This window comes from Plantactinospora alkalitolerans, assembly GCF_015690345.1.
Taxonomy (GTDB): Bacteria; Actinomycetota; Actinomycetes; order Mycobacteriales; family Micromonosporaceae; genus Plantactinospora; species Plantactinospora alkalitolerans.
Window position 1 is genome coordinate 1 of the sequence record NZ_JADPUN010000209.1, and the last position, 11,865, is coordinate 11,865.

The following is an 11,865-nucleotide window of genomic DNA, read 5'->3' on the forward strand; positions in this document are numbered from 1 at the left end:
CCTCCCGCCTCCCGCCTCTCCCGCCTCGCACTTTCACCTATCCGGGCGACCGGCGGCACGCGAATGACGATTTCTGGCAGGAAGGAACGGAGCGGTTATCCCACGTACTCCTGCCAGACCCGGAGCAGGGCGGCAAAATCGAGGGTGCTGTCGCCGACCGTGGTCAGGTCGCCGACCATCGCGGAATCGTCGTCGTCCCAGTAGATCACCCGCTGGTCGGGCCCGAAGACGTACCGGACCTGGGTGCCGGAACGTGGTCGTTCACCGGTGAACTCCTTGCGGATGCCGTCGTACGCCTCGACCCGCTGGTCCCGGGAGAGGTCCCGCCCGGCCTGGCCGTCGAGGGCCCGGAACTGGACCTCCCAGCCGTCTCCGGCACAGGCGACGTACTCGGTCGCCCGGCCGCCGTAGGTGTCCGGGGCGCGCTGTTCGCAGTCGGTGACGTGGTCGAGCCACGGCCGGGCGAACGCGCGGAGCGCCGGGGAGTGGATGACCTGTTCGTTGGCCAGTCCCTGCGTGCTGAGCGGCGGTTGCCGGTTCGCCCGTATCACCACCGTCACCACCACGGCGGCGACGAGTACGAGGACGACGGCGGCACCGATCCAGGTGCCTCGCCGCCGGCGCCAGGTCACGGCGGGCGTGGCCGGCGGGTCGACCGGGGTCACCGGTTGCCCGGACGCCGGGGCGCGGTCGACCCGGGCCGGGTGTGCGGGGACCGGGACGGGGTGTGCGGGGACCGGTACGTCGTCCGGCGGCGTGGCCACCGCCGAGCCCCGGCCCGTGCCGATCACCGTCGCGAGCAGCGCTCCCTGGGCGACGACCAGCTCGGGCTGTTCGATGATGGTGGGTGCCAGACCGAGCCGGCGGTGCAGGCTGGTCGCCACCAGGGGAACCCGGCTGGCCCCGCCGACCAGGAACAGCCCGGCTACCTGTCCCCGGTCGAGTCCGCTGGCGGACATCGTCGCGGCGGTCAGCGCCACGGTCCGCTCGATGGTGGCGTTCGCGGCGCTCTCGAACTCCTCCCGGGTGACGTGCACGTCCCGTTCGAAGATCGGCAGGTGCATCCCGGCCGTACTGCGCCGGGACAGCTGCTCCTTGGCCGCGCGGGCCTCCTCCCAGAGCGACTGCCGATTCCGTAGGTCCGCCTCGGTGCCGGGCTGGGTCAGCCGGCGCCAGCCCTGCACGTCCGAGGCCAGAGCGGCGGCCCGTACCCGCTCGACGACGATGCCGTCCAGGTCGAGGCCGCCCAGGTCGGCGAGGCCCTGGCTGTCGGCGACGTCCCAGCCACCGTCCGGCCGGCGGCGCAGGACCGCCACGTCGAAGGTGCCGGCGCCGAAGTCGTAGACGATCACGGCGGCGCCGGTACGCACGGACCTGGCCAGCACCGTGGTGAAGTAGGTGGCGGCCGCGACGGGCTCGGCCAGCAGGGCGGGCCGGGGCAGCCCGGCATGTCCGGCCGCGTCGACGAGGATCTCGCGGCGCCGGGGTCCCCAGGCCGCCGGATGGGTCAGCACGAGGTCGCCGATCGGGCGCCCCGCCACCCGGACCGCCTCGTCCGCGCAGCGGCGCAGGACGGCGGCGACCACCTCCACGACGGTCACCTCCGTCCGGCCCAGCAGGATGCTGCCCTCGTCGATCCGACGTTTCGGGTACGGCTCCAGGCTGCCCGGATCGGTTCGGCCGGCGCGCACCGCGTCCCTACCGACGAGCAACCGGCCGGCGGCGTCGGCGAGTACCGCGGAAGGAAGCAGGGGAGAGGCGTCGAAGAGCAGCGGCCGGCCCTCGCCCTCGCGCCACCGACACACGGCGACGGTGTGCGAGGTGCCGAAGTCGATCGCTAGTCGAGGGGCACTGGCCACGGTGCAGAACAATAGCGAAGCCGGACCTCCGGAATCGGGAACCGGCGATGGTACGGCGACGGCCGACCGACTCCGATGCCCGGATACCGGTCGACCGCTGGTGAGGTACGCCCACGCCGGACCTACGCGCGGTTGTACTCCATGACCCAGTTGGTCTCCCAGGTCTGTCCACCGTCGACGGAGAACCGCTGTTCCCACCGGGCGGAGGTCGGGGTGATGTCGGACCACCTGAAGTGCGCCCGGATCGGGGTGCCCTCGTGCGTGTCGTCGCCGTAGAAGTCCCCGCAGCCGTCGGTGAACGTGCCCACCACGGGCGGGTAGAGCAGTCCGGTACGGCTGCTCGCCCAGTAGAGCGACCACTCCTTGCGCTCGAGGTCGAACAGCCGCAGGGTCAGGCCACGGTTGCCCCGGTCGGTGAAGACGATCTCCTCGGTGTTGCCGCCACCCTCGAAGATTCGGTAGCAGGTGCTGGTGGAGGAGTAGGTCTCCCACTCGTCGCTGCCGACGAGCAGGGTCTTGAGCTGGCGGTTGGTTATGTTCCAGGAACCGATGAGGAAATCGAAGTCGTTCATGTCGCCGATCTTGCCATCCGTACCTGACAACGATCGTCAGGTACCCGGCCCATTCTGTCCGCGGACCCGGGGTGGCGGAGGCCACCGGAACCGGGGCAGCCGGCACGTTGCGGCCATCAGTAGCATCGAGCCATGCCACACCAACCTCAACTCGCGGAGTCCGACTCCACCGAGTCCAGCGGGGTGACCCCCGACGAGCAGCCGACCGGGGCACCGGCTCCGAAGCGAAGCCGCCGCACCAGGCGGATCCTCCTGATCACGCTGCTGGTGTTGGCACTGCTCGGCGCCGGTGGTGCGGTCGCGGCCGGCCTCTACGTGCGTTCGGTGGAGGGCAGCATCCCTCGGGTGGAGGCGTTCGGCGAGGTGCCCGAGGAGTCGCGCCCGGTCAAGGTGGCGCAGGATGCCAAGAACATCCTCATCCTCGGCAGCGACACCCGTGACCCGGCGAACACCTCCGGTTCACGAAGCGACACCATCATCGTCGCCCACCTGCCGAAGGACCGGTCGAGCGCCCAGCTGGTGTCGATTCCCCGGGACACCTGGGTGAGCGTGCCCAAGAGCAAGAACGGCAAGCACGGCGGCCGGAACGCGAAAATCAACGCCGGATACGCCTGGGGTGGCCTTCCGCTGATGGTGCAGACGGTCGAGAAGTTCACCGGGGTCCGCATCGACCACGTCGCGATCGTCGACTTCGCCGGCTTCAAGGAGATCGTGGACGCGCTGGGCGGCGTGCAGGTCAACGTCGAGGAGAGCTTCACCTCGACCCACTCCCTGCTGCCGGGCGGACGACGGGAGTTCAGCAAGGGCCCGCAGACGATGGACGGTGCGAAGGCGCTGGACTACGCCCGGGAACGCTTCGCCTTCAAGGACGGGGACTTCGCCCGGATCCGGCACCAGCAGCAGGTCATCAGGGCGATCCTGGACAAGGCAGCCTCCGGCGGCACGCTCGCCAACCCGGCGCGACTGAACTCCTTCGTCAAGGCCTCCGCCGACGCCGTCTCGGTCGACAAGACCATGTCCATGCTCGACCTGGCGATGGAACTGCGTCACCTGCGCAGCGGCAACCTCACCTTCATCACCAGCCCGACCCAGGGGACCGGCAACGTCGGCTCGGAGAGTGTGGTGTTCGCCAACACCGAGGGGGCCAAGAAGTTCTACGATGCGGTCCGCCGGGACGCCGTACCGGAGATCCTGAAGGCTGCGACGAAATAACCCGGGCCCGCCGTGGTGGCCCGCCCCTCCGCTCGCCGTCAGCCGGCCGACGGTCCGTCCGTCCTGAAGGGTGACGGTCCTGGCAATCCGGCTGCTCGGGCCACTATCCTGCTGGCGGCTGCTTCCGGCGCCATGTGCCGCGTCGGGGCGCCACGGGGGAGGTCATAGAAATGTCGAGCTGGCCGGCGGTGCAGCACGGCCCGGCGGAACTGTCCGGTACCGACCCCGGTGGCCGACTGGCACCGGCCCCCGGGGCGGAGATCGGGGCGGCGGGCGAGGGCGACGGGCCGCGCGGCGTTCCCCGACCCCGGACGCCGTTCGGGCCGGACGCGCCGGTCCGACCCCGGTCCGACCTCGACACCACCACCGTGCTGCCCTACGCCGGATCGGTCGCGTCGAAACGTACCCGGAGCCTGCGCGCCTGGATGCTGGCCGCCCCGGTCGACCTCGCCGCCCTGCTGGCGCCGCTGCTGTTGTCGGACCGCTACTGGCGCGGCACCCTGTTCGCGGCCGGTCTCACCGTGGCCATCTTCGCGACCGGCGGACTCTATCGTGGACGTCGGCACATGAGTATCCTCGACGAGTTGCCCAATCTCGGCGGCCGGCTGCTCGCTACCGCGGCCATCGTGGCGATCATCGCCGCCATGCGGCACGGCTCGGTGGAGTACGTCGCCGGCTTCATGCGGGGAGTGGCTCTCTCCGCCGGCCTGGTCATCACGGGCCGGGCGATCACCCGGAGCATGGTCGTCCTGGCCCGACGGCGGCGCTGGGTGGAGCACAACGCGATCATCATCGGCAGCGGCCCCATCGCCGGTGAACTCGCCCGGCTGCTGCGGCGCTATCCCCAGTACGGTCTCCGGTTCGTCGGCTGTGTCGACGTCGACGACGACCAGGCTCCCGGGGCACCCCCGCTGATCGGCACCCTCGACAACCTCGAACAACGGGTGGCGCTGGTCGAGTGTGACGTCCTCATCGTCGCGGACCCGCACTGCCTGGAACCCACGGTGATGGAACTCCTGGCCCGTCCGGCGTACGCCCACTGTGACCTGTGGACCGTGCCGAGGCTGTGGGGATCCCGCTCACCCGGCGGGCTGCCCGACCACATCGGTGCGATCCCGGTCGTCCAGATCCGCCACACCACCCTGTCCGGTCCGCGATGGATGGTCAAACGCGCGTCCGACATCGTGCTGGCGTCGATCGCGCTGGTGGTGCTCAGCCCGGTCATCGCGATCTGCGCGCTGCTGACGCTCTGCGAAGGGGGCCGGGGCATCTTCTTCCGGCAGCAGCGGATCGGCCGGTACGGCGAGCCGTTCGACGTCATCAAATTCCGTACCATGCGGGCCCGGGACGAGCACGAGTCGCAGACGCGATGGTCGATAGCGGGCGACCTCCGGATCGGACCGATCGGCCGGTTCATGCGCCGCACGTCGCTGGACGAGTTGCCCCAACTCTGGAACATCCTCCGGGGCGACATGACGGTGGTCGGCCCCCGGCCGGAGCGGCCGTACTTCGTCGAGAAGTTCTCCGCCGAGCACCCGGACTACGCGATGCGGCACCGGGTCCCGGTGGGCCTCACCGGTCTGGCCCAGGTGAGCGGACTGCGCGGCGACACCCCGATCTCCGACCGGGCCCGGTTCGACAACTACTACATCGAGAACTGGTCGCTCTGGCTGGACACCAAGGTGCTGCTCCGGACGGTCGCCGAGGTGTTTCGCGGCGGTGGTCGATGACCGTCCGGGCGTGGAGCGTCGGACGGTACGTGGGAGCCGGGCCGGTAGGCGTTCAGTCGGAGGGTACGAACGGCAGCAGTTCGCCCTGGTAGCCGTCCAGGTACTGGGCCGGGTCGGCGCCCAGCACGGAGCCGAGGACCGTACCGACGACGTCCCGGAAGTCCACCGTGGCCTTGAGATCACCGTCGTCCAGATCGGTCAGGCTGGGCTGTTCCCCGTAGAACCCGCCGACCACCCGGGGACCCAGGACGAAGACCGGCCCGGCGGTGCCATGGTCGGTGCCGTCGGAGGCGTTCGCCCGCACCCGCCGGCCGAACTCGCTGTAGACGACCACCACCACCTGCTGTCCGGCGTCGGTCTCGGCCATCCTGGTGACGAAGCTCGTCAGGGCCTCGTCGAGCTGCTTCAGCAGCACCTCGTGTCCGGCCCGTTCCTCGGCGTGCGTGTCGAACCCGCCCAGGCTCACCGAGTAGACCTGGGTCGGCACACCCACCTCGACGCAGCGGGCCACGAGCGCGAGCTGGGCGGTGAGGGCGTTCTCGCCACCGGTGCTGGTGGCCGGCACGACGCGTTCGTCACCGGCGTCGGGTGACTGGGTGGCCTGCCCGGCCCCGCGTACGACATCTCCCATGGTGAGCAGGTCCGCGAACGAGGCTGCGGCGCGGGCCTGCATCTCCGGCTCGTTCGGCTGACCGCGACCCAGCCCCGCGACCAGGTCCGGACTGATCCAGTCGGGCAGGGTGAGGCCCCGGTAACTGACGCAGGCGCCGATCCGGGACCTGCCGACCAGCAGTGGTGGAAGTACCGGCTCGAAGCTCACGGCCGCCTCGACAGGTGCGTTCACGCCGTCCAGCCACCGTCCCACCCAGCCGGTCGGCGCCGGGTTGACCGGCGAAGCGGTCTGCCAGATGTCCATCGACCGGAAGTGGCTACGGTCCGGCTTCGGATACCCGACCCCGAGCACGATGCCGAGCCGTCCGGCGTCCCAGAGTCCCTTCAGGCCCCGCATCCTGGGGTTCAGCCCGAGCCTGTCGTCCAGGCGCAGCACCTTTCCGGGGCCGTACGCCAACTCGGGCCGGGCCGAGTGGTAGGCCCGGTCCGCATACGGGACGACCGTGTTCAGGCCGTCGTTGCCGCCGTACAGGGTGACCAGGACGACCTTGCTGGTCTGCCGGACCGGAACGACGGGAGCCGCCTTCGACGAGGTGCCGAGCAGCCGGTGCAGCCCGATCGCGCCGGCGCCGGCGGCCACCGCGCCGCCGCCCAGCACCCCGGAGGCGACGAGGAACCGACGTCGGGTGAGCGCGTCCATCTCAGGTCACCAGGTATTCGGGGCTGACGAGTCCGAGCGTCAGCAGCAGACGTGCGTTTCGTACGTCGCGCAGCACGGCATAGGTCCTGTCGGTCCACTTGTCGATGCAGAGAATGTACGCGACGTCCTCCGGAGTCAGCCGACCCGGCGTGAGCTGGCTGGCGAGTTTGCCGGCCAGACTGAGCCTCAGTTGCGCGCCGGCCGACGTCAACCAGGTGGCGCCGGCCGGCCAGCCGCCGACGCTGGGCGGTGCGAACGGTCGCTGCCCGAGCCCGCCCAGCCCGTCGAGGAGCTGGGTCAGGGTCTCCGGAGGGATCCTCGTAGGCCGCAACTCCAGCTGCCGCATCGCACCGACCAGCCACTCGATGGGCTGCTTCACCATCGTTCCGCGGGTGCTGGCGAACGCCTCGTCCGTGTAGAGGGATCGGAGCATCGACATCGGCGCCGGAAACGCCCCGGCCATCCGCTCGCTGGTCCGCTCCGGAATGGGCAGGGTCGAGGAGGCGTAGCGGAACCACAACCTGGAGGCGATGAACTGCACACACTCGATCCGGCTCAGCAGCAGGTTCACCACGCTGGTGGCGGTGAATTTCTCGGTCGAGCCGAGGATCGTCTTCCGTCCGTCGTCGTGCTTCCGCCGGTCGAGGACCGATGTCGCCGACCCGAGGTTGATCCGCCAACCGGTGAGCGCCCGGCCCACCTCCTTCACGTCCCGCTCGGTGTACCGCCCGTGCCCCAGCAGGAACAGTTCGAGCAGCTCACGACCGAGGTTCTCGTTCGGCGCCTCCTTGGTGTTGAGGTGCCCGTCCAGCCAGTAGACCAGGGCGGGGTCGACGACCATCCGCCGCGCGGTCTCCGCGATGTCGCGGGACTCCCGCAGGGTGCGGTGCTGCGCCAGCATCAGCTGCGGACTCTTGACCTTCGTCACCGAGGTGGCCCAGTGTCCGTGCCAGAAGAACAGCAGCTTCTCGACGGCCTGGTGGTTCGCCACCACCATGCGTTCCAGCCACCACCGGGTGATCAGGTCCGTCTGCGTCTTCCGGATCCGGTCGGCCTCGGTGCGCTGCCGGGACGTCGGATTCGGGCGTTCGGCGTACGGGTCGAGGCCGAGGGCCGGGATGGGCGCGCTGCTCGCCCCGATGTCCGGCCCGAACGGAGCGACGAGAGTCGACACGGTGGCCTCGTAGCCGGCCTGCCGCGCTGCGGTCAGCTCTGCGGCGGTCGGCCCGAAGCCGGCCCGACGCAGCAGCAACCCGACGTCGTCGGTCATGCTGCCACCATAGGTGCCGGGCATCCTGATCGGAACGCCGGGCCGAACCGTTCGGGCTCCATGCCCTGGCCAGGCTATCCGGCGAGGCGCCGACACCGGCCGGATGCCCGACGCGGCGGGGCACGCTGACGGCGGCAGGATGACAGGAAACTCGGCCGGACGAGTCCGTCTCCGCGACCGACGCCACTGACGGCCGGGGTCGGAACGCTGCGGTATCATCCCGGCCTGGAACTGGCTGGTTCGGGTACTTGCGGGAGAGTCCAAGTTGGCATGTCATGGCGTCCGGCCCGCGAACCGTGCCCGCGCCGGTTGGTTCCCGTCGAAACTTCCGGCGACATGATCCCGGCCGGACGGCAGTCGGACCTCGGCAGCTCTCCCGGGTTGCGTCCGCTCCGTGATCGCTCGGTCGCGCTGGTGCACGAGTGGTACGGCGCGACGGGCGGGTCGGAGGAGGTGTTCCGACGCATCGCCGACCTGGTGCCGCACGCCGAACGCTTCGTCCTGTGGAAGGACCGGAACGTCTCCGAGCCCGGCCTGCGGGAGTCCTGGCTGGCCCGGACCCCGCTGACCCGCAGCAAGGCGCTTGCCCTACCGCTGATGCCACTCGTCTGGCGCACGCTCACCCGCGAGCGCTACGACGTCGTCATCTCGTCCAGCCACGCGTTCGCGCACACGGTTCGGCTGGGCCCACCAGAGCAGACCAGGTACCTCAGCTACGTGCACGCCCCGGCGCGTTACCTCTGGAGCCCGACGTTCGACGGCCGCGGTTCGAACCCGCTACTGGCTCCACCCCGGCGGCTCCTGCGGGCCGTGGACGTACGGCTCAGCCGCCACGTGCACGGTTACGCCGCGAACTCACGAGAGGTCCAGAACCGGATCAGGCGCTACTGGGGTCGCGACGCCACTGTGATCAATCCGCCGGTCGACACGGACTACTTCGCCGCAGCGCCACCGAACGACCGGCGGCAGGCCCGCGACTACCTGCTCGGGGTCGGCCGGTGGATTCCGTACAAGAACTTCGACCTCGTCATCGCGATCGCCGAGGCGGCCGGGCTGCCGCTCGTGCTCGCCGGCTCCGGACCCGAGGAGGCGAATCTGCGCCGCCTAGCGGGCCGGGTCGGCGTGCCCGTCACGTTCGAGGTCATGCCCGGCAAGGAGAGGTTGCGGCAGCTCTACTGGGGGGCGCGGGCGTTGCTGTTCCCGGTGCACGAGGACTTCGGCATCATCCCCGTCGAGGCCCAGGCGTGCGGTACTCCCGTGCTGGGACTGCGCCGGGGCGGCCTGCTGGAGACGGTGACCGACGGGGAGGCCGGCTTCCTCGTCGACTCGCTGGACCCGGCGGAGTTCGGCCGGCTCGTCCGGCGGCTTCCCGAGCTGACGCCGGAACGGATCCAGGACCACGCCGGCGTCTTTTCCAAGCAGGAGTTCGCGGCGAGGATGTCGGCGTGGATCGACCATGAGTCGAACTGACGGCGACAGCCCGGTGCCGGACCAGTTGCTCACCCCGGGCGAGGGTGGCCCGGTCGAGGCGTCGGCGATGACGGTGCTGCACGTCAGCCACACCGCCCAGCCGGGCGGCGCCGAACTCGCCCTCGTCCGGCTGCTCACCCAGCAGCGGCGGCACTGGCGGGCCCGGCTGTGCGCGCCGGGCAACGGCACCGCGTTCGACGGGTTGGCCGCGCACGGCGTCGGACTGGAGCGGAACCTGCCGGCGTTGCCGACCGGCGGCACCCGGGGCGGAAGCCTGCTGCTCGCGGCGCGTTACCTGCGTGCCCTGCAGGCCGGGGCCGGTGTCCTGGCGCGCAGCCGGCTGTTCCGGGACGCCGATCTGGTGCACGCGAACACGGCCGCCGCGGCGATCTGCTCCGCGTTCGCCGACCGGGGCGGGGCGAAACCGTTGGTGGTGCACCTTCGTGACCTCGTCACCACCGACAGCCTGGGCCGGTTCGGCTTCGGGGCGTTCACCAGGATCGCGCTGGGGCGGGCCGACGGCGTGATCGCCAACTCGCGGACGACACTGACATCGGCCGAGCGGTGGCTGCGGCCCGGACTGCCCAGAATGGTGATCCAGAGCCCGGTCGGCATCGACCGTCGGGTGACGGCCCCCCGCCTCGGCGCCGCCGTACGGCGGATCGGGATGGTCGGGCGGCTGCAGCGGTGGAAGGGGCAGCACGTCTTCCTCCGGGCGTTCGCACTGGCCTTCCGGGGCACCGACGTGCGGGCCCGGATCGCCGGAGCACCACTGTTCGCCGAGACGGCCTACGAGACCGAGATCCGTCGCCTCGTCGCCGAATTAGGCATCGCCGACCAGGTGGACCTGCTCGGCCACGTCGACGACGTACCGGGATTCCTCGACTCGGTCGATATCCTGGTACACGCCTCGACCAGACCGGAACCGCTGGGACAGACCGTCATCCAGGGGCTGGCCCGGGCGCTGCCGATCGTCGCGACCGAGGGAGGCGGCCCGGGGGAGTGGATCCGGTCGGGCGTCAACGGCCTCCTCGTACCCCCGAACGATCCCGAGGCGCTCGGCGGGGCGCTGCTGAGGCTGGCGGACTCCGCAGAACTCCGGGCCGGGCTGGCGGCGGGCGCGGCGGCGACGCCGGGAATCCGCACCGACGAGGAGTGCCAGGCACACCACGCAGGGTTCTTCCGGGCAGTCTGGCAGGCGCGACGCGACGCGGGCGGGAAGTGAGCCAGATGACGGAGGGCCGAGCTGACCTGAGGGTCGCGTACATCCTGCTCCGCTCGCCGAGCTACAGCGAGACGTTCATCTCGTCGGAGATCCGGGCGGTCCGGGCCGCCGGCGCCACCGTCGAGGTTTTCGTCGCCCGCCCCGGCGGCCGGCGTGCCGAACTCGCCCGGGTCGTCCGTACGCTGTTCCGTCATCCGGTCCGACTGCTCGCCCAGGTACGCACGCTCGGCGGCACGGACGTCCGGCGGGCGCTGCTGGCCGGCAGCCACGCGCTCGCGCTCGCCGAGGAGGTCGCATCCTTCGCGCCGGACGTCGTGCACGCGCACTTCGTCAACCTGCCGACCGCGGTCGCGGCACTCGTGGCGAGAGAGCTCGGTAAGCCCGCGACCGCCGTCGCGCACGCCGCCGACTTCCTGCTGGACCGGAACCCGGTCGGGCTGGCCCGGCGGCTCGGTCTGCTCCGCCACCTGTTCGTCATCTCGGCCGCGACCGTCCGGCAGCTCGAGGCCCGAGGGGTGGCCATGTCGACGATCCCGCACGGCATCGTCCGGGCCGCGTTCGACGGTGAACTGCCCGAGCCGGCGCCGCCCGGTCCGGCCGGCCCGGTACGACTGGTCACGGTCGCCCGCCTGGTCGAGAAGAAGGGTGTCGGCACCAGCGTCGACGCGGTGGCCCGGCTCGCGGCCACGGGTCTCGACGTCCACTACGACGTCTACGGCGACGGACCACTGCGGGCCACCCTGGAGCGCCGGGCGCAGGAGTGTGGCGTCTCCGCCGCCGTGACGTTCCACGGCGCGGTGTCGCACGCGGTGGCGACCGAGGCGCTGGCCACCGCGGACGTCGCGGTGCTGGCCTGTACGCGCGGCACCGACGGGGACCTCGACGGCATTCCGGTCTTCCTGATGGAGGCAGCCAGCCGGCAGGTGCCGGTGGTGACCACCGCGGTCTCCGGCATCCCCGAGCTCGTCGAGGAGGGCGGTGGCTGGCTGGTCCCGCCCGACGACCCGGCGGCGCTGGCCGAGGCGGTGACGCAGGTGGTGCAGAACCGGGCGGAGGCGCGGCGCCGCGTGGACAGGCTCGTCGCCCGGCTGCGCACGGAGTTCCCTCCCGAGCGGCAGGCCGAACGGCTACTCGACACCTGGCACCGACTGGTCGATCCGGCCCGCCGGCAGCGGGCGGTCGACGACGCTGTCCCCCCGGTGAGGCGCTAGACAG

The 11,865-nt window shown here is 71.2% G+C and carries 9 protein-coding genes; 5 read left to right on the forward strand and 4 right to left on the reverse strand.

The genetic code is table 11. The annotated features are described in order from the left end of the window. Positions 1-95 precede the first annotated feature (95 nt). Entirely contained in the window at positions 96-1,859 is a 1,764-nt protein-coding gene (locus tag I0C86_RS22895; protein ID WP_196203334.1) for an Hsp70 family protein, read from the reverse strand. A 122-nt stretch (positions 1,860-1,981) separates the two neighbouring features. After that, positions 1,982-2,431: a hypothetical protein gene (locus tag I0C86_RS22900; protein WP_196203335.1), complete on the reverse strand. Its 450-nt coding sequence runs from the start codon at positions 2,429-2,431 to the stop codon at positions 1,982-1,984. 132 nt (positions 2,432-2,563) lie between these two features. On the opposite strand from I0C86_RS22900, the gene I0C86_RS22905 reads away from it, so the two are divergent. Further along, positions 2,564-3,643, forward strand: coding sequence for an LCP family protein (locus I0C86_RS22905; protein ID WP_196203336.1), 1,080 nt, complete (start codon positions 2,564-2,566; stop codon positions 3,641-3,643). Between the two features lie 425 nt (positions 3,644-4,068). Further along, the gene (locus tag I0C86_RS22910) at positions 4,069-5,373 is read left to right on the forward strand and encodes a sugar transferase (protein WP_196203359.1); all 1,305 of its coding nucleotides are present in this window, start codon (positions 4,069-4,071) and stop codon (positions 5,371-5,373) included. 52 nt (positions 5,374-5,425) lie between these two features. Here I0C86_RS22910 and I0C86_RS22915 read toward each other — a convergent pair whose 3' ends face one another. Both I0C86_RS22915 and I0C86_RS22920 read right to left on the reverse strand, forming a co-directional pair. After that, entirely contained in the window at positions 5,426-6,685 is a 1,260-nt protein-coding gene (locus I0C86_RS22915) for a DUF1501 domain-containing protein (RefSeq protein WP_196203337.1), read from the reverse strand. A gap of 1 nt (position 6,686) precedes the next feature. Continuing rightward, complete coding sequence (locus I0C86_RS22920; RefSeq protein ID WP_196203338.1) at positions 6,687-7,955, reverse strand: DUF1800 domain-containing protein; 1,269 nt, start codon at positions 7,953-7,955, stop codon at positions 6,687-6,689. A 336-nt stretch (positions 7,956-8,291) separates the two neighbouring features. Here I0C86_RS22920 and I0C86_RS22925 point away from each other — a divergent pair, with 336 nt between their 5' ends. The 3 genes from I0C86_RS22925 to I0C86_RS22935 are packed head-to-tail and all read left to right on the forward strand — an operon-like array spanning position 8,292 to position 11,861. Next, positions 8,292-9,425: a glycosyltransferase gene (locus tag I0C86_RS22925; protein WP_196203339.1), complete on the forward strand. Its 1,134-nt coding sequence runs from the start codon at positions 8,292-8,294 to the stop codon at positions 9,423-9,425. Further along, on the forward strand, positions 9,412-10,650 hold the full coding sequence (locus I0C86_RS22930) for a glycosyltransferase (protein WP_196203340.1): 1,239 nt from the start codon (positions 9,412-9,414) through the stop codon (positions 10,648-10,650). The genes I0C86_RS22925 and I0C86_RS22930 overlap by 14 nt, the downstream gene beginning before the upstream one ends. A 5-nt stretch (positions 10,651-10,655) precedes the next feature. Further along, positions 10,656-11,861: a glycosyltransferase gene (locus I0C86_RS22935; protein WP_196203341.1), complete on the forward strand. Its 1,206-nt coding sequence runs from the start codon at positions 10,656-10,658 to the stop codon at positions 11,859-11,861. Positions 11,862-11,865 lie beyond the last annotated feature (4 nt).